This window comes from Archangium sp. (assembly GCF_036277355.1).
Lineage (GTDB): Bacteria > Myxococcota > Myxococcia > Myxococcales > Myxococcaceae > Archangium.
In genome coordinates, this window is record NZ_DASUNC010000064.1 from 48,199 (window position 1) to 66,206 (window position 18,008).

General features: G+C 68.0%; 17 protein-coding genes. 5 read left to right on the forward strand and 12 right to left on the reverse strand.

Annotation, left to right across the window (positions count from 1 at the left end; translation table 11 throughout):
* Nucleotides 1-34: 34 nt before the first annotated feature.
* Nucleotides 35-1,498: a tRNA modification GTPase gene (locus tag VFZ09_RS17490; RefSeq protein WP_329728726.1), complete on the forward strand. Its 1,464-nt coding sequence runs from the start codon at nt 35-37 to the stop codon at nt 1,496-1,498.
* Between the two features lie 100 nt (nt 1,499-1,598).
* Nucleotides 1,599-2,183 carry a Uma2 family endonuclease gene (locus VFZ09_RS17495; RefSeq protein ID WP_329728756.1) on the forward strand — a complete coding sequence of 195 codons (585 nt, stop codon included), beginning with the start codon at nt 1,599-1,601 and terminating at the stop codon, nt 2,181-2,183.
* 13 nt (nt 2,184-2,196) lie between these two features.
* On the opposite strand, the gene VFZ09_RS17500 is transcribed toward VFZ09_RS17495, so the two are convergent.
* The 3 genes from VFZ09_RS17500 to VFZ09_RS17510 form a co-directional block, all read right to left on the reverse strand.
* Nucleotides 2,197-3,264: a hypothetical protein gene (locus VFZ09_RS17500; protein ID WP_329728727.1), complete on the reverse strand. Its 1,068-nt coding sequence runs from the start codon at nt 3,262-3,264 to the stop codon at nt 2,197-2,199.
* A gap of 320 nt (nt 3,265-3,584) precedes the next feature.
* Nucleotides 3,585-4,166 carry a hypothetical protein gene (locus tag VFZ09_RS17505; RefSeq protein ID WP_329728728.1) on the reverse strand — a complete coding sequence of 194 codons (582 nt, stop codon included), beginning with the start codon at nt 4,164-4,166 and terminating at the stop codon, nt 3,585-3,587.
* Complete coding sequence (locus VFZ09_RS17510) at nt 4,163-4,657, reverse strand: hypothetical protein (protein WP_329728729.1); 495 nt, start codon at nt 4,655-4,657, stop codon at nt 4,163-4,165. Before VFZ09_RS17510 ends, VFZ09_RS17505 begins: the two co-directional genes overlap by 4 nt.
* Nucleotides 4,658-4,839: 182 nt before the next feature.
* On the opposite strand from VFZ09_RS17510, the gene VFZ09_RS17515 reads away from it, so the two are divergent.
* Nucleotides 4,840-5,772: a DUF2381 family protein gene (locus VFZ09_RS17515; RefSeq protein WP_329728730.1), complete on the forward strand. Its 933-nt coding sequence runs from the start codon at nt 4,840-4,842 to the stop codon at nt 5,770-5,772.
* A 231-nt stretch (nt 5,773-6,003) separates the two neighbouring features.
* On the forward strand, nt 6,004-6,294 hold the full coding sequence (locus VFZ09_RS17520; protein WP_329728731.1) for a hypothetical protein: 291 nt from the start codon (nt 6,004-6,006) through the stop codon (nt 6,292-6,294).
* Nucleotides 6,295-6,337: 43 nt separating this feature from the next.
* Here VFZ09_RS17520 and VFZ09_RS17525 read toward each other — a convergent pair whose 3' ends face one another.
* The 4 genes from VFZ09_RS17525 to sppA form a co-directional block, all read right to left on the reverse strand.
* Nucleotides 6,338-7,093 carry a DUF5953 family protein gene (locus VFZ09_RS17525; protein ID WP_329728732.1) on the reverse strand — a complete coding sequence of 252 codons (756 nt, stop codon included), beginning with the start codon at nt 7,091-7,093 and terminating at the stop codon, nt 6,338-6,340.
* Between the two features lie 18 nt (nt 7,094-7,111).
* The gene (locus VFZ09_RS17530) at nt 7,112-9,466 is read right to left on the reverse strand and encodes a tetratricopeptide repeat protein (RefSeq protein WP_329728733.1); all 2,355 of its coding nucleotides are present in this window, start codon (nt 9,464-9,466) and stop codon (nt 7,112-7,114) included.
* Between the two features lie 41 nt (nt 9,467-9,507).
* Nucleotides 9,508-10,878: a hypothetical protein gene (locus VFZ09_RS17535; protein WP_329728734.1), complete on the reverse strand. Its 1,371-nt coding sequence runs from the start codon at nt 10,876-10,878 to the stop codon at nt 9,508-9,510.
* A 69-nt stretch (nt 10,879-10,947) separates the two neighbouring features.
* The gene (gene sppA / locus VFZ09_RS17540; protein ID WP_329728735.1) at nt 10,948-12,747 is read right to left on the reverse strand and encodes a signal peptide peptidase SppA; all 1,800 of its coding nucleotides are present in this window, start codon (nt 12,745-12,747) and stop codon (nt 10,948-10,950) included.
* A gap of 325 nt (nt 12,748-13,072) precedes the next feature.
* Between sppA and VFZ09_RS17545 the strand changes: the two genes are divergently transcribed.
* Complete coding sequence (locus tag VFZ09_RS17545) at nt 13,073-14,038, forward strand: alpha/beta hydrolase (protein ID WP_329728736.1); 966 nt, start codon at nt 13,073-13,075, stop codon at nt 14,036-14,038.
* Between the two features lie 15 nt (nt 14,039-14,053).
* On the opposite strand, the gene VFZ09_RS17550 is transcribed toward VFZ09_RS17545, so the two are convergent.
* The 5 genes from VFZ09_RS17550 to VFZ09_RS17570 all read right to left on the reverse strand — a co-directional run bounded on the left by VFZ09_RS17550 (nt 14,054) and on the right by VFZ09_RS17570 (nt 17,999).
* Nucleotides 14,054-14,617, reverse strand: a complete 564-nt coding sequence (locus VFZ09_RS17550; RefSeq protein ID WP_329728737.1) for an imm11 family protein — start codon at nt 14,615-14,617, stop codon at nt 14,054-14,056.
* A 16-nt stretch (nt 14,618-14,633) separates the two neighbouring features.
* On the reverse strand, nt 14,634-15,410 hold the full coding sequence (locus tag VFZ09_RS17555; RefSeq protein WP_329728738.1) for an AHH domain-containing protein: 777 nt from the start codon (nt 15,408-15,410) through the stop codon (nt 14,634-14,636).
* Nucleotides 15,400-15,963 (reverse strand): imm11 family protein, encoded by a 564-nt coding sequence (locus VFZ09_RS17560; protein ID WP_329728739.1) that lies wholly within the window; start codon nt 15,961-15,963, stop codon nt 15,400-15,402. Before VFZ09_RS17560 ends, VFZ09_RS17555 begins: the two co-directional genes overlap by 11 nt.
* A gap of 22 nt (nt 15,964-15,985) precedes the next feature.
* On the reverse strand, nt 15,986-17,290 hold the full coding sequence (locus tag VFZ09_RS17565; protein WP_329728740.1) for an AHH domain-containing protein: 1,305 nt from the start codon (nt 17,288-17,290) through the stop codon (nt 15,986-15,988).
* 145 nt (nt 17,291-17,435) lie between these two features.
* Complete coding sequence (locus VFZ09_RS17570) at nt 17,436-17,999, reverse strand: imm11 family protein (RefSeq protein WP_329728741.1); 564 nt, start codon at nt 17,997-17,999, stop codon at nt 17,436-17,438.
* Nucleotides 18,000-18,008: the final 9 nt, after the last annotated feature.

Below are 18,008 nucleotides of genomic sequence, written 5' to 3' on the forward strand. Positions count from 1 at the left end.
CGGCGGGGGGCGGCTCCGATTCGATGTCCCCTCCATGAGCTCCCCCGCCACCCTCGCCGCGCTCGCCACCGCCCCCGCCTCCGGCGCCGTCGGCATCCTCCGCCTCTCCGGCCCCGCCTCCCTCGAGGTGGGCCGCATGCTCGCCCCCGGTGTCCCCTCCTCCCCGGCTCCCCGGCACGCCTACCTCGCCTCCTTCGTCGATGCCTCCGGCGCCGTGCTCGACGAGGGGTTGTTCCTGTTCTTCCGCGCTCCTCACTCCTTCACCGGCGAGGATGTCGTCGAGCTCCAGGCCCATGGCAGCCCCCGCTTGCTGCGCATGTTGCTCGCGCGTGCGCTGGAGCATCCCGCCATCCGCCACGCCGGGCCCGGGGAGTTCACCCGCCGCGCCTTCCTGCATGGCCGGATGGATCTCACCCGCGCCGAGGCCGTGGCGGACCTTGTCGCGGCGGACTCCGAGGCCGCGGTGCGGGCCGCCGCCGCGGGGCTCGCGGGTGCTCTGGCCGCTCGCGTCCGCGGGCTGGAGGAGCCCCTGCGTTCGCTCCATGCGGACCTCGAGGGCGTGCTGAACTTTCCCGAGGAGGCCGAGGGCGCCGATGCGGGCATGGAGGCCCGTGTCTCCGGGCTGCGGGCCGCCGCGGATTCGTTGCTCGCCGACGTGGGCCGTGGACGGCTCGTTCGCCGCGGGGCCCGTGTGGCGCTCTACGGGCCCGTGAACGCCGGTAAGTCCACGCTGTTCAACCGGCTCCTGGGTGAACAGCGCGCCCTCGTTGATGAGGAGCCGGGGACCACCCGTGATGTCTTGGAGGCCCGCGTCGAGTGGGATGGGCTCGGGGTGGTGTTGCTCGATACCGCCGGGCTTCGTGAGGCTCCTGGCCGCGTGGAAGCGCTGGGCATTGCTCGCACTCGCGAGGTGCTCGGTTCCGTTGACCTCGCCGTGCTCGTGCTTCCCCCCGAGGCCCGTGAGCTGGATGCTCAGCGGTGGCTCCGTGACGCGGGCTCCACTCCTGTTCTTCTCGTGGCTGGCAAGTGTGATGTCCGGGGGACTCGGTTTACCGCTGACCCTCACCCTGACCCTCTCCCAGAGGGAGAGGGGATTGACTCGGGCTCAACCTGGGATGCGGGCACCCTCACCCCGTCCCTCTCCCGAGGGGAGAGGGGTTCTGTCCGTGATTCTGTTTCCACTGTGGCTGCTTCCGCTTTGGCCGTCAGTGGGTTGACGGGCGAGGGCGTCGAGTTGCTCCGCTCCCAGATGCTCTCGCGCTTGTGGGGCGGCGGTGCTCCCTCCGCTGTCGCCCTCGTCTCCGAACGTCACGCCGATGCCCTCCGGCGCACCGCCGACGCCCTCTCCCGCGCTGAAAGTGCCTGCCGCTTCTCCACCCTCGAGGTCGTCTCCGGGGAAGTCGGCCTCGCCCTCGAGTCCCTCGGCGAAGTGTCCGGTACCTCCGCTTCCGAGGCCCTCCTCGACGCCATCTTCCAGCGCTTCTGTATCGGTAAGTAGACACCCGCCCCGCCTCCCGGCGTGTGTCAGACCCCTCCCTAGAATGCTTCCCCTGCCCGGCCCCCACTCACCAGGGCCGGAGGAGGACAGGGTGATTCCGATGTGCAACAGCCAGGCGGCGTACTCGGCTCTCGAGGCGCTGCCCATGGGATGGGTTGGGGAGATCCTCGACGAGGAACTGGTGGCTTCGCCCCGGCCGGCGCCAGGTCAGGCCCGTGCCGCCTTCATGTTGGGAGTGGAACTCGGTGAACGGCTCGATCCCCGCCGCGGGGGCTCCGGCCGCTGGTGCTTCCTCCGCGCTCCCGAGCTCCGCCTCGGCCGCGATGTGCTCGTCCCCGATCTCGCCGGCTGGCGCCGCGACAGGCTCTCCGAGGCGCCCACGCCCGATGAGCCCTTCCTCACGCTCGCCCCGGATTGGATCTGCGAGGTCCTCACCCCCTCCACCGCCGCGCTCGACCGCACCCGCAAGCTGCCCGCCTACGCTCGCGCCGGTGTGTCCCACGTGTGGCTCGTCGACCCCGCCGCCCACACGCTCGAGGTCTTCCAGCGCGTCAAGCGCGGCTGGCTCCTCGTCGCCTCCTACGAGGGTGACTCCATCGTCCGCACCGAGCCCTTCCACTCGCTCCCCATCGAGCTCTCCTCCCTCTGGATGCCCACCGAGAGCTTCCTCGAGCGGGTCCGCTGACCCCCGAGGCGCCTCAGCTCGCCGCCCGGAGCCGGGGCGCCTCCGCCACCGCCCGCTGCGCCGCCGGCACCCGGGGCCTCTCGCCCGCCGCGCGCAGCAGCCGCCTCACCGCCCGCAGCATCAGGTCCGTGTCCAGTGGCGCCGCCAGGAAGCCTCGCGCTCCCAGCGCCCGCGCCCTCTCCACGTCCAGCTCCGGCACCTTCCCCGCCACCAGCAGCTGCGCCACCGGCCTGCGCCTCATCGCCTCCAGCGACGGCAACGGCGCCAGCACCACCGCCCGCTCGTCCGCCGCCAGCACCTGCTCCGTGCTCGCCACGCTCGCCCGGAAGCCCGCCTCCCCCAACACCCGCACCAGCCCCGCCGCCGCCGCCGCTCCCCACCCGTAGATGAGCACCGCGCCCGCCTCCTCCACCTCCTCCGGCAGCGCCAACAGCCCCGCCAGCTCCTCCATCTCCAGCGGCTCCAGCAGCGGAATGTCCAACGTCTCGCGCTCGGGATTCAGGTCCGGCAGGAGGATGCCGCGCCCCTCGTCGAAGGGCCCTCCCTCCGCCATGCGGTCCGGGTAGACCGCCATGTCCGCGTCCGCCTCGGGCAGCGTGATGGCCTCCACCTCCGCGCGCCGCGACGCCGTCTCCGCTCCCGTCTGGTAGAGCCGCTCGATGGCCCGGCCAATCGCCGCGTCCGTCGCCAGCCACGGCACCACCCGCGCCTTGCACGCCACGCCGCGCACCGCGTCCAGTGATTGCAGGCTCGCCGGCGCGGCGATCGCCACCACCAGCACCATGTCCCGCGGGCCCTCCAGCCACAGCGGCACCACCCGGTGCATCTCCGCCAGCCGCCTCGGCACCAGCGCCGCCAGCCGCGCGTCCACCCGCTGCGCGTCCAGGTTCATCGCCGGCACGCCCGTCTGGTTCGCCAGCGCCTCCAACACCTGCTCCGCCGTGCAGAAGCGCAGATCCACCACCACCTGCCCCAGCGGCACTCCCCACTTGCGCTGGTAGGCGAGCGCCGATTGCAACTGCAACCCGTCCAGCACTCCCAGCCCCACCAGGATTTCGCCCAGCCGTTTCTTCGTCTGCATTGGCCGCTCCCCCGTGCGTGCGTGGGCGGCTCTCTAGAACATTTCCACCGGGGCTGTCTTGTCCGTTCGCGTCAGAAGGTTGCCCCCAGGCGCCAATTCCTGTCTGTCTTCAGGGGCTGTCTGGTTATCCGGGGCGTGCGACGGGCCCCGTGTCCGCTTCCAGACGGCGGCGGAGGACGCCCCCCCTCTGCCGGGGGAGCGCCCGGAACGGCTCGGGGCCGGGGCCCGCTCGTAGTGGTTCCCTGGAGTTCCGCAGGCGTGGCGTGACGGGCAGCCATGCCGTTGGCCTCCTGGGGCGTCCCGAGGAGCGGGGCGGGGGGTCAAGGCACGTTCTCGGGCTGGTTCGAGAAGAGCGCATGGAAGAGCATCGTCTCGGGAGGCTCCTTCCATTCCACGACGAGCGGGACGGGGATTTCGGCGACCTCACGCGGGAGCGCACTGACACCGAACGTCTCCTCTATCTTCCTGGCGAAGATGTCGGCCGGGTGCCTCATCGGGGGAGGGAGGGGCTCGAAACGGACCGTGGAACGGAGCCGCACCTTGCCGGCCCGCTCGAATTCGATTCCGTAGAGCATGTAGATGGGCGCCAGGATGCTGATGCAGCCCACGACGACCCAGTCGAAAGGTGGCAGCGGCCGGCCCTTGACGGGATAGGCGACACAGCGGAAGCAGGCGTCCGGAGTCGCGGTGCCATCTCCAATGGTGAAGTCGGGAAGCTCTTGAGCCAGGGCATTCAAGAATGCATGCCAGCGGTCGGCCTTCTGGAGCACTTCTGCCCAGCGTGCTTCGCGTTTGTGATCCTCCGGGCTCGGCTCTTGTGTGAGATGTTGGTACCTGTCCGGGCGCCAGTACTCTCTTGCAATGGAGAGCAGTTGCTCCGGGGTCAAGTCCGTGCGGCTCATGGGATCCACTCTCCAAACTGAACGGGGATGGTCTTCTCATGGCAGGCCGTCTTCACACGCGAGCCACGGATGGAGACGCCCAACAAGGCACCGAATTCCGCCTTGAAGTCCTCGCACAACAAACCAAGTCCGGATGCCGGTGTGGCGGAACTGAAGACGAGGCGGGCGGCCTCATTGGCGCGTTCTGCTGCGATGCGCTGTGCGAGGGGAACGGAGAAATGGGCGTCCTCGTTCTCGATAGGCACGTCCACTCCGAATTTGCAAAGGAAGGACTCTCCCGTGACTCGCTGGATGTTGACGTGAACGCATGCGGCGCGCCAGCCACCTGGTTTGGTGCCGGTCTGTTTGACGACCGTGACGAATTGGAAGTGTCTGGGTTCGATTGCACCCGTGACAATGGTTCTGGTTCGCTTGGCGGGTAGGCAGCCCGAGAGGAGGGCGAGCAGAACGGCGAGGGTCTTGAGGCGTTCAGTTCGTCTTGGAGTGTTCACGTTCGAGAGGGCCCCGAAATGGGAAGGGGGGGACTCCAGGAGGGATGATGGGCCTGCGTCCACCCTCCATCCGTTGGGCTGCCCGGGCACCATGCGCCAAGTGCCCGCTTCCCGACGGTTGCCCGGGACCGTGAAGGGAGGACTGGCGGCATGCCGCATGACCTGTTAGGTTCACCCGCCGCATGCGCGAAAAACTACTTCCGCAGTATACCCTGCTTCTGGTCCTCGCCGCGGCCGTGGCCGTGGCCCGGGGGCGGGAGCCCATCGAGCGGGCCCTCATCCTCTCGGAGCACCCGAGGAGCGAGGCGCCCCGGGTGTACGTGGGGGGAAGGGTGGCCACGCTCCTGCGCCTGGAGAAGCCCTGTGACCCCGAGCGCACGGCGATGCTGGGGTGGGAAGGCCACTTCGAGCCCGTGGTGTGCGCGGGCAGGTGGGTGTTGCTCTATCCCTTGCGCGACCTCACCCCCGGCAACCCGTTCCTGCTCCGGGTGACGCTCGTGGATGGGACGGAGCTGCCATTCATCGTGACGTCCCACGAGCAGTCCTATGGCAACCGCGAGGTGGACCAGCAGGTCAACGTGTTCGCCAGCCGTGAGGACTACGACGCGGTGCTTGCCTCCCTGTACCGCGCGCTCCAGAGCGAGCGCGAGCTGCGCGACCAGGTCGAGCGCTACCAGCAGGAGGAGAACTCCATCGACCACGCCTACGCCACGCTGCTGTCCAATGGCGAGGTGAAGCAGGTGCCCTTCCGGCGGAAGAGTTCCTATGAGCTGAACGATGGGGACGTGGGCATGAAGGTCGAGATCTTCTCGGGGAAGGGAAACGGCAAGGCAGCGGTCGTGATCCGGCTCGACAACACGCATCGGGACAGGCCGTGGAGCCTCAAGGAGGCCCGTTTGTCCTCCGATTCGACATCCCGCACGGCCCAGCCATTCGCGCTTCGCATGAACCGGGCGGAGATCGTCTCCGGGGCGTCGGGAAGTCTCGCCGTCGTGGTGGACAAGAGCGCGTTTGTTTCGGAGAAGGGCATGGTGGGCCTCGTCCTGGAAATCTTCCGCGATGATGGCCTCCAGCAACTGGCCGTTTCGCTGGATCCCCAACTGGTGCAGGAGTAGGAGCGAGCAATGCCCATGATGCGTAGGACGGAGGCCTTCCTTCTCTCCTCCCTCGTGCTTCTGATGTCGGCGGGTTGCGCCACGGCTCCCTCCCCGTTTCCGGGTAAAGTAGCGCTGCGAGCGGATGGATCTCCGGTGGCGGACGAGTGCCCGGCGAAGGCCCTCGAGGTGATGCGGTATCTGAGAATAAGCGTCGGGGATTCAGCCTGGGTCTCGCTCGATGCGAACCAGATGAGTACGAGGCCCATCACGCTCTACGAGGGGCCCATCGAGAGCATCCTGGAAGAGGATCTGGGGACGCTCAGCTCTCCATCCCGTCTGTACGGACGCGTCTGGACGGAAGGCCCCCAGGTCGTCATCCGGTACTACGAGGCCCACCCCCTGGAAGGCGACAAGGTACCCATCTGCGCGGTGGCCCGGCTCGGCAAGGGGCAGCTGCGCAAGAGGCCCGAGTCCAAGCCGGGGATCGCCATCCTGGAGTCCCCCACCGCGATGGTCTTCGTCGTGGACGCGTTCCGGTGAGCTGATTCAGCCCGGATTCTTCACCAGGGTAGATGCAGCGCTGTCACGTCTCCGCACGCCCGCCGATCTCTGGGAATCGCTCGTAGGCCTGTTTGAGCGTCTCGAGGTGGGCGGGTTTGTCCAGGTCGAGTGGCGCCTCGGTGAGGCTCACCACCCACCCTCCAGACTCCGTCCGCCGGGCCCGCGCCAGCAGCTCGGCATCGCGGGTGGGGTCCGGGAAGCCGAGCGCCTCCGCGGCGGCTGCGGACCAGTAGTTGATCCACCCGAGGTACTGAGGAAGCCTGGGCGAGCGGATGTGCCACGGGAGCTTGAGCATGGGCAGTCCGTGAGGAGGATGTTCCGGCCCACCTGACTTCGGGCCCGTCTGCGCCGCGATGACCAGCCTCACGGGTCCCGGCGCCACGACGCCCCACCGGGCGCGCACGCCTTCCGCGACATTCTCCAACATGTCTCCTGCCGCGGCGACAACGGCGTCGTCCTGCGGGAGCTTCGCGTGGACGATCAGCAGCGGCTCGCCCCCCGGACTCGCCATCGCGCTCTCCCGCCGCCCATTCATCGTCACCGGGTAGCTCTCGTCCCCATTGCACAGCAACCCGAACTCGCCGTCCGCTATCGACTCAGCCAGCCACGCCTCACGCTCGGGAAGCGCGATGGGCCGCCCCGCATCCGAGACCCGCCACGCCAATCGCAACCCGGGGAGTGCCCGCTCCATCCCTTCCACGGCCGCGAGCGGGCGCCCGTCGTCCGTGGTGAGCGCTGGCGCGTAGACGTGCAGATGGAGGCGAGCCCGAGTGGTCATGGTTTGCACCCTGTGAACTTAATTGTTGCCCGCCAGGATCTGGCGGAGTCCGGGAAGCGCCTCTTTCGTGATGGGGTGCTCCGGCCCCAGAGCGCCGAGCAGGGCGTCCATGGCCTGCTGGGCCGTGATGGCGGCTTCGGGCTTTTTCAACGCGGCCTGGACTCGTGCGAGCTGGGTAAGGAATTGCGCTGTCTCGGGATGTTTCGGCCCAAGGGCGGCACGGGCGATGCTGGCGGCGCGCAGCAGAAACGCCTCTCCCTCCTGTGGGCGATTCTGTGCGGCCAGGTTGGAGCCGAGGTTCGCGAGAACAGCGCAGAGCCGTGGATGTCGAGGGCCGAGTGCCTGTTCGATGATGGAATGGGACTGGCGGAGTAACGCTTCTGCTTCGGCGTATCGGCCTTGTTGTTGGAGCACGCTGGCCAGGACGTGGAGCGAAACGCCGTAGTGGGGGTGGTGTGTGCCGAGCGCCTGCTCATAGATGGAGAGAGACTGGCGAAGCAGAGCCTCCGCCTCGGCATACTTGCCCTGACTTTCGAGCACCCTGGCCAATTCGTGGAGCGAAACGCCGTAGCTGGGGTGGTGTGTGCCGAGCGCCTGCTCATCGATGGAGAGAGACTGGCGAAGCAGCGCCTCCGCCTCGGCATATTTGCCCTGACTTTCGAGCACCCCGGCCAATTCGTGGAGCGAAGCGCCGTAGCTGGGGTGATGTGTGCCGAGCGCCTGCTCATAGATGGAGAGAGACTGGCGAAACAGAGCCTCCGCTTCGGCATATTTGCCCTGACTTTGGAGTACCCTGGCCAATTCGTGGAGCGAAGCGCCGTAGTTGGGGTGGTGTATGTCGAGCGCCTGCTCATGGATGGAGAGAGACTGGCGAAGTAGTGCCTCCGCCTCGGCATACTTACCCTGACTTTCGAGCACCCCGGCCAGGACGTGGAGCGAAGCGCCGTAGCTGGGGTGGTGTGTGCCGAGCGCCTGCTCATAGATGGAGAGAGACTGGCGAAGCAGAGCCTCCGCCTCGGCATACTTGCCCTGACTGTCGAGAACTACTCCCAGTTCGTGAAGGATCCACCCGCGAGCCAGAGCTGAAGTCCGTTCAGCTTGAAGCTGGCGGCGGAGAAGTGATTCGGCTTCGGTGAATCGTCCTTGTTGGATGAGAGCCTGGGTGAGCACTTTCCACTGCTCATTGTCGGTCTCGAACGCTCTTCGAGCCCAGAGATGGGCTACATCCGCGTCTCCCGCCAGGAGGGCGATGTTGGCGGCCTGATCCCAGCGCCCACTTGTCCCAGGTGTCCTCCGAAGTAGGACTTCCGCCAACTCACCTCGGCTTCCGGTTGGTATGAATCGCGTGGAGCGGGTACTCGCGGCCCAGAAAGACGTTTCCTCGGCGTCTACCTGCTCTTCGCCGTGCAACCGCTGCTCGATGGTGTTCAGTTTCGCCTCATGCAGCCGCCGTATCCGGTCACGCTCCGCTCCAAATGCTCGCATCACGGGTGGGGGCGCCCTTCCACGGACCTGCTCCTTCTCCATCACCAGACCCTGCTCAGCGGCCAGCCGCCCGACAGCCGCTCCAGGATCCGCACTCTTCAGCAGCTCCCCGTCCAGGAAGTGCTCTTCGACGCCTCGTTCCAGCAGTCCACCCAGCAATTGGATGGTTTCGGGCTCCAGGTCCACCAGCGCCGCCAACCGGCCCGGTTGCTTCGACCCAGCGCTCCTCAGCCGCTCGCAGGCCTCCGCTGGCTCCGCCACCCGCGCATGCATCTCCCACCACCCGGGGGACCGCACGGCGGGTTCCACCAGGATGGTTCTCGTCCGGCGTCCCGCCTCGGCCATCGCCCAGCGAACCCGTCGCAGCCGGAAGTCTCCATCCACTTCCGTCCACGCGAGCCACTCCCTCCCGCCGGCTGCCTTCGCCTCCGCGACGAGCTCCTCGTACGGTCTCGCCGCGCTGATCCGCCGAAGTGTCCGGCGCGGTCTCGCAGCGGCGAAGCTCGCCTCCAGGTCTCCTCCCGTCCACACGATGCCAGGTACCCGGGCGGCCAGCGCACAGCGGAGCCCCGCCACCGCGTAGGGGGCCGGTCCCGCGGGGCACTCCAACCGAAGCGAAATCCAGTCCAGGAAGTCCACGGCGCGCTTCAACAACGCCTCGGACACTTCGCGCGTGCACCACAGCACCACTCGCAGCTCACGCGAGGCGAACAGCGGCCGGTTGATGTTCAGCCAGTCCGCGTCCTCCGTGCGCCCAATCAGCACCAGCATCGAGCCGGGCTTTGCCTCCGCCAGCCGGTAGGCCTCGGTGTGGACCTCCAGCTCCGGGGCGATGGGCAGCAATGTCCGCACCAACTCCCCCAGCCGCTCGGGGCGGGCGTGGTCCACCAGCACCAGCAGCCCGGCACGAGACAGCCCCAGCGAAATCTTCAGCCGGCGGAGCCAGCCTGGGGTGGCTGGACCCGATGCATCGTCAGCAGCGGATGGGGGTAGTACCATTCCGAGTCATTGGGGTAGGGCAGCAGATGATGGTAGTCGAGCAGCTCATGCGCCAGCTCGCCTGACGGCAGCTCGTGTTTCGGATCACTCATCACCTCCTGCAGGAGCCGGATGTGATCCTTGTTCAGTCCAGTCTCCTGTCTCAGACGCCATTCATCCAATACCTGCTTCACCAACTCCGGTGTCGCCGTGGATGCATCCTGGTCCCAGGCCAGCTCGACGAGCGAGCGGATGAACCGGACGAAATCCCTGGCTCTCCCGCCCGAGCGGTAGGCGAGCTCGACCAGCAGCTTCCGATCCACCAGTTCCAGGGCCTCGTTTCCGAGATCCTTCACCCGTTGAGCATACACATTGCAGAAGAACTCCACTCCCTTTCCGGGGCGGCTCGGGTCGTCATGGTCCAGGACGGGCTCATTCACCAGGGCGCTGGCCTTGAAGCCACGGACTCCAGCCGTGGCCACGTGGTGCCGGAGCGCGAAGGGACCACACACCACCAGGGGACAGCTGAGCTGGGAGAGCAGCTGTGACTCGACGAAGAGCTCCTTCGCGCGTTTGACATCCCGGATTCGATCCAGGCCATCGATGATGAGCAGCACCTTGCGGTGCTTCTGCTGCACTTCACCCAGCAGCAGGTTGACGGCGCCCAGCAGCTCCTGCACCTGCCGCTCCTGGTCGGGCACTGTCTTCTCACTGCGCCCCAGCGGCAGATTCCAGATCCACGACCGCATGGAGCCCATCACGGTCTTCGCCGTCTTGAGCCCCCAGGCCGTCCCCGCCGCCTCCACGCCCAGTGCTCCCGTGGTGGCCAGGGTTGCCCCCAACTCCAGGGCCTCCTTGGCGAAGGAGCCCAGGTCGAGCTGGGGATTCGGGGTATTCGTGGCCACAGCGAGCCCCTGCCAGGCCCGGCCGAGTTGCTTCACCATCTCGGGGTCGATCTCGAGCCCCAACCGCTCCTTGTACTGGAACACCAGCGCCAGCCCCGCCAGGAAGCACACTTCCCAGGCTTGAATCAGGTGCAGCGCATTCGGGTCCTTCACCACGTTGGTGAAGTGCCGCTCGAGGTCCAGGAAGACGACCAGCTCGCGGTTCTCGCGCTCATCGGCGACGCGCATCAACTCCGTCGTCTTGCCCGTGCCCACCGTTCCCATCAGCAGGATGCGCGGCGTGCCGAAGGGCCGATCCAACGTCTCCAGAATCTTCTGCGCCGGGCTGTGGGGACGGGGCGCCCGCCATTCCATGGGGGCGGGCAACTCCGGGTCGAAGCGCTCGTAGAGTTTCTGCCAGAGGTCACGGCGTGACATGGCCCGGCTTCTATCACCTGCCCCTGGCTCCGGCGAGCACATGGGCAGGCAGTCCCTGACTACTGAGCATTACCAGGTGGGCTCGGGCACCGGCGCGGAGAGCACGTGCCGGCGCGGCTCGCCCACCACGCCCAGCTGCACGCCCAGCCGGTACAGCACCCGCGTCTCCTCGAGCACCGGCTCCCACGGCGCCGTCATCCGCGCGCCCGCGGCCGCCTCGTCGTCGCTGTTGTCCCCCTGCTTCTCCCCCAGCAGCTCCGACAGCACCTCCGCCGCCCCCTTCTTGCGCGGGAACACCTCCACCCGCACCGGGCCCTCCAGCTTCGCCGCCTCCTTCGCCAGCTTCAGCGCCACCGGGAAGCCGCCCAGCTCGTCCACCAGCCCCCGCTCCTTCGCGTCCTCCCCCGTCCACACCCGCCCCTTCGCCACCTCCCGCAGCTGCTCCACCGGCATCTTCCTCCCCGCCGCCGCCTTGCTCGTGAAGTCCGCGTACACCTGGTCCAGGAAGGCCTCGTTCTTCGCGTGCTGCTCCGGCGTGAACTCCATGTCCGAGCTGTACATCGTCGCGTTCTTCCCCGCCCCCAACGGCTCCCAGTTCACCCCCAGCTTCTCCCAGAAGTCCGCCGTCACCATCTTCCCGTTGAACACCCCGATGCTCCCCGTCAGCGTCCCCGGCTGCGCCACGATCTTGTCCGCGTCCATCGCCACGAAGTACCCCCCGCTCGCCGCGTACGAGCCCATCGTCACGATGACCGGCTTGCCCTTCTCCCGCGCCCGCTGCACCTCGCGCCGCACCGTGTCGCTCGCCACGTAGCTGCCTCCCGGGCTGTCCACCCGGAACACGATGGCCTTCACGCTCGTGTCCTCCACCGCCTTGCGGAACGCCGCCGCCACCGTGTCGCTCCCCATCGTCACCTCCCCCGACATGGGGCTCGCCCGGCTGCGGCCCCGGGCAATCTCCCCCGCCCCGTAGATGAGCGCCACCGTCTGCCCCCCCGTCCGGTTCGGCCTCCCCGCCCGCTCCAGGTACTTCTCCAGGTACAACAGCTCCGACCCCTCGCCCGCCGCCTCCTTCACCTTCGCGTACACCTCGTCGCGGTACAGCAGCCCGTCCACCAGCTTCGCCTCCAGCGCCCGCGGCGCCAGCAGCGGCGCCTCGTCCATCGCCGCCCTCGCCTGCTCCTCGCTCAGGCCCCGGCCCTCGGCGATTCCCTTCACCATCTGCCCGAAGAGGCTCGTCAGGAAGCGCTCCGTCTCCTCCCGGTGCGGCGCCGTGTACGTCTGCTCCGTGTACGTGTTCACCGCCGCCTTGTACTCCTGGCGCTTGCTCATCCGCGGCTTCACCCCGAGCCTCGCCAGCGCATCCCGCGCGAAGGGCGTCTCGATGGCGATGCCCGTCACCGACAGCTCCCCCGAGGGCTGCAGGTACACCTCGTCGAAGGCCGAGGCCAGGTAGTACCCCCCCGTCGAGTTGTCCCCCTCGCCGAACGTGTCCGCGTACGCCACCGCCTTCTTCCCCGTCGCCCGGAAGGCCTTCACCGCGTCGCGCAGCTCCTGCACCACCGCCGTGCTCCCCGGCGTCCCGTTCACCTTCACCACCAGCCCCTTCACCCGCTCGTCTCCCCCCGCCCGCTCCAGCGCGTCCACCACGTCCCTCACCGTCAGCCGCTCCGGGCCGAACGCGCTCGCCCACGAGTCCTCCGGCACGTGCTCCACCAGCCGCTCGTCCAGCTCCAGCTCCAACACCACCTGCCCCGGTACCCCCGGCTTGTTCGACGCCCCCATGAAGAGCAGCCCCAACACCAACCCCGTGAAAAGGAGGGTCAGCGCCCCCACCACCGCGAGCAGTCCAATCAAGATGCGTTTCATGCGCGAGGCTCCCTCCACCTGCGTGTCCGTGTACGGCGAGGGCTTACTACTAACCGCCTCCCGTGACGACGCCCGCCCCTGTATGCCCTCCGTGCCCCCCGGCGCGCAGGGCGGCCAGACGTCTCCTGCCGCGCACTCCCGGCCCGCTCCCTGCAAGCCCCCCTTCCCTCCTCCCTCCAGGGAAAACGGATTGTCCGGGGATGGACGGATTTCCGGTGCGAGCCGGGCTTCCGGAGGACTTCTGGAGAAGGGGGGCTCCCGCTCGTGCGGGGGATGCCTATTCCTAGCGGAGTCGACTCCCGTGCATCCCGAAGGACTCCGCGCCATGATGGACGAACTCCTCTCCCTCTCCGTGCAGACGCCTCCTCCGATGGCGCGGACCCGCCAGGGCCCGGCCGTGACGGTGCTGGAGCCGCCCTCGGCGTGGCGGGACCCCGAGAACGAGTCGCCCTTCTTCGAGCCCATCCCCGTGCGCATCCACACCGTCGAGGGCGCCGGGGGGGTGTCCCTGCGCGTGTACGACGCGGGGGACGTGTACGGGCCGCCCCTCTTCTTCGTCCACGGCTTCTCCCAGTGCCACCTGGCGTGGCGGCGGCAGTTCCAGAGCGCCCTGGGCCTGGGCTTCCGGCTGGTGGCCATGGATCTGCGGGGGCACGGCCTGTCCGACAAGCCCCGGGGGGGCTATGGGGACGGGCGCGTGTGGGCCCGGGACATCCAAGCCGTCATGTCGGCGCTGGAGCTGGAGCGGCCGCTGATGGTGGGCTGGTCCTACGGCGGCATGGTGGTGGCCGACTACCTGCGGAACTTCGGGCAGGAGCACGTGGCCGGTGTGCACTTCGTGTCCGCCCTGGTGAAGAGCGGCTCGGAGGAGGCCTTCGGGCTGCTGTCGCCCGAGCTGCTCGCGCTCATCCCGGGCCTGTTCACCGAGGAGGCGGGCCACGGCCGCGCCACCCTGGAGCGCTTCGTGTCGCTGCTGCACCACCAGCCGGTGTCCCAGGAGACGCGCAAGCGCGTGTTGGCCTACACGGAGATGGTGCCGGCGTACGTGCGCGAGGCGCTCGGCTCGCGCTCCGAGGACCATGACGACGTGCTGCACCGGCTCACCGTGCCGGTGCTCGTGACGCACGGGGTGGAGGACCGCGTGGTGCTGCCCGCCTCCAGCCGCCACATCCTCTCCCTGGTGCCCGGGGCCCAGCTGTCCCTCTACCCCGGCGTGGGCCACTCGCCCTTCTGGGAGGACTCCCGCCGCTTCAACCGCGAGCTGGCCGCCTTCGCCGCGCGGTGCTGGTAGGGGGCGGGGCCTGGCTCACACCTCGGTGAAGCACGTGCCGGTGATGCCCTCGCGCTCCAGGGACTGCTTGAGGTCCTCGGAGACGAGGAGGGACAGGTACCAGCCCCACGGACGGAAGACGCGGGCGCCTTCTGTCCTCGCCGGGTCGATGCGCATTCCCCGCACGTTCTTGTACTCGCCGACCTTCTCGGGCTGGCCATCCTCGGGCGTGAAGTACCGCACCTCCGCACAGCGGGCGTCGTCGATGCAGCGGAGGATGCGCAAGGCATTGAGGATGAACCAGGGCTCGGCCTGGCCCTCCACATCCACGGGGATGAACTGGACTTCCTGGATGCCCATGCGCTCGAAGAGCTGGACGACGCGGCCGTGGACCACGGGGGTGGCGAAAGAGTCCAGGGTGAACTCCAGCGCGACTCCGTCGGGTCTCACGGGAAACCGGATGATTCCCTGGGGCTCGAGCCAGCGGCCTTCGGTGAATTGCCAGGGATTGAGCTTCTGCCCGTGCTCATCGACAGGCGTCCTCAGGTGCCAGCGCCCGGGGTGATAGAGGTCATCTCTCAGTTGATAGTACCTGGACATGTTTTTCGCTTCGAACTCAATCCCCTGACTTCGTTATCAGCCGGTGGAGATGTGAACCGGGAGTGCAGAGTTCGTCCGCGATTTGCTTGAGTGCTGTCACCAGCCTGCTCCTGCATTGAGCAAGCGTCCCGCAGTTCCTCATGGCTCGTTGGAGCCTGTTATATACCTCGTCATGGTACTCCTTGGGATGAGGGCCCTTATGGCCCTTGAGGTAGATGCGGTTCTCCTTCGCGTCCAGGCTCATCCCCGCCATCTCGAAGAAGTCCTCGAATAGGGGAGTCCATGGGCCACCGCGCAGCGTTGAAATGCTGTTCTTGTCGGTGGCGAGGTGGTGCCAAGAGTAGCCGTCCGTCTTCTCGGAGCCATCGGTGCAGGCGCTGCCTGCTGAGGTCGCCACCGTGCCCGCCGCCACGCCCGTGACGAGCACGGTGCCGTCGGCCACCATCTGCACCGCTGACGCGCCCTCCAGGGACAGGCCCTCGGGGAGGGCGTAGCGCGGGGCGCGCAGCAACGCCGTGAGTCCGCCCTCGGGCACCGGGGGCAGTCCCTTGGCCACGCCCAGGCTGGCCACCAGCATGAGCACCCGTAACCCCGTGCCACCCAGCGCCTTGCCGAAGCGCTCGGCCACCCGCTCGATTTCCTGCGGTGTCGTGGCCGCGTGGGCTTCCCGGTACAGCTGGACACAGGCCAGGGCCACGCGGGTGAGCTCCAGCACACCCACGGCCACAGAGAGGCGCAGCGTCAGCAGGGCCACGAAGGCCTTGCGGTGCCGCGAGCTGGTTTCACACCTCAAGGAAGCGTGTGCCGGTGATGCCCTCGCGCTCCAGGGCCTGCTTGAGGTCCTCGGAGACGATGAGGGCCACCGTCCAGCCCCAGGGACGGAAGAGGTGGGCATCTCCCACTTTCGTTGGATCGATTCGCATCCCCGCGACCACCCGGTATTGGCCTACCTTCTCCGGCTGGCCATCTTCGGGCTTGAAGTAACGCACCTCCTCGCATCGGGCGTCATCGATGCAGCGGATGACTCGTAAGGGATTGAGGATGAAATAGGGCTCCGGGTGGGCGTCCACGCGGGCGGGAATGGCCTGCACCTCGTGGACGTGCAGCCGCTCGAGGAGCCGGACGAAGCGCTCGCTGACCACGAGGATGCTGAAAGCGGCCCAGCAGAAGTCCAGCGGGTGTCCGGGGACCTCGAGCGGGAAGTGTGGCACGCACCCCAGCTCGAGGCTCCGCCCCTCGTCGAATTGCCAGGGGTCGAGCTCCTGCCCCTGCTCGTCCAAGGGAGCCCCCAGGTGCCAGCGATCGCGGGCACGCCTGTCATCCATCAATTTGAAGTACCGGTTCATGCGAGGTGTCCTGGAGGGCGCTCTACTTCCTCGTTGCCAACCGATAGAGCCGTGACCCGGGAGTACACACCTCCTGTGCGAGTTCCTCGAGTGCCCGTATCAAAGCATCCCGGCATCGTTCCCGGGTCCGGCATTGTCCGAGAGCTGTCTTGAGCCGTTCGTAGATCTCCACATGATAGTCCTCGGGATGAGGGCCTTTGTGGCCCGCGAGATAGACGAGGTTCTCCTTTGCATCCAGGTTCATCCCCGCCCTCGCGAAGAGCGACTTGAACAACGGAGTCCACGGCCCGCCGTAGACCGTCGAGATGTCGTTCTTGTCGGTGGCGAGGTGGTGCCAATAGTAGCCGTCCGCCTTCTCGGAGCCATCGGTGCAGGCGCTGCCTGCTGAGGTCGCCACCGTGCCCGCCGCCACGCCCGTGACGAGCACGGTGCCGTCGGCCACCATCTGCACCGCTGACGCGCCCCCCAGGGACAGGCCCTCGGGCAGTGCGTAGCGCGGGGCGCGCAGCAACGCCGTGAGTCCGCCCTCGGGCACCGGGGGCAGTCCCTTGGCCATGCCCAGGCTGGCCACCAATAGGAGCACCCGTAGCCCCGTGCCGCCCAGCGCCTTGCCGAAGCGCTCGGCTACCGCTTCGAGTTGCCGCGGCGTGCGGGCGGCGTGTGCTTCCCGGTACAACTGGACGCAGGCCAGCGCCACCCGGGTGAGCTCCAGCGCGCCCACGGCCAGGGACAGGCGCAGCGTCAGCATGGCCACGAAGGCCTTGCTGAACACCGGCTCGGGCGCCAGCCAGGCGGAGAAGTAGAGGAAAACCGAGAGGGTGACACTGGAGAGGAAGACGGGCGAGGAGAACAGCTCGCGCGCCGCCTCGCGGACGCCCGCGCCCATGTAGCGGGGGGACAGCTTCAGGGCCTGGAAGACAGGGCTCGTCTCCAGGGACTGGGGCAGGGAGAGCCGGGAGGGGCCGAAGCGGGAGAGGAGCTCCTCGTGAAGGAGCGTGCGCCAGCCCGGGGGCGGCTGCTCCGCCGAGGCCGTGGAGGCCAGGACGAGCCGCGGCCGGGTGGGCTGCTGGGGGCGCAGGGACGCGTGCAGGGACGTGAGCACGTCCCGGGCGTCTTCCAGGCGCATTCGCTCCAGGGAGGGGTCGGGTAACACCGGCTCGAAGGAGAGTCGCAGGCGGCCATCGGGCAGTGGAGTCGTGCGCACCTGTTTCGGCTCCACCCGTGGGCGCGAGGCTTCGGGCGGACCTGCCGGAGAGGTGGCACACGCGGCACTCAGGATGAATCCCAGCGCGAGTACCAGACGCAGCGGCGGACGGGCTCTCTTCATGCCGCGTAGCCTGCATGAGCTTCGGTGCGTCGTGCACCTGCGTTTGTTTTGGACTCGCCGTCCTTTGGGGGATTCGCGCTCCCTGGGGCAGAGTTCGGGGATGCTCCCTTCCCTCCAGAATCCGTGGTGGTGCCGCGAGCTGGTTTCACACCTCGGTGAAGCGCGTGCCCGTGACGCCCTCTCGCTCCAGGGCCTGCTTGAGGTCCTCGGAGATGATGAGGGCCACCGTCCAGCCCCAGGGACGGAAGAGGTGGGCACCTTCGGCTCTCGCCGGGTCGATGCGCAAACCCGAGACGCCCCGGTACTGGCCCACTTTCTCGGGTTGGCCATCCTCGGGCTTGAAGTGCCGTACTTCCCTGCACCGGGCCTCGTCGATGCAACGGATGACGCGCAGGGAATTGAGGATGAACCAGGGCCCGGCGTGGCTCTGGACTTCGACGGGGAGGAATTGAACGTCCTGGATGCCCAGGCGCTCGAAGAGCTGGACGACTCGACGGTGGACCACGGGGATGGAGAAGGAACTCTGGGTGAACTCCAGCTCCGTTCCGTCTGGCTTCACGGGAAACCGGATGAGCCCATGGGCGTCGAGCCGGCGGCTCTCGGTGAATTGCCAGGGATCGATTTTCTGCCCGTGCTCATCGACGGGATGCCGGAGGTGCCAGCGTCCTGGCCGGCTCATGTCGTCCGTCAGATCGTAGAAACGGCTCATCGTCCTCAC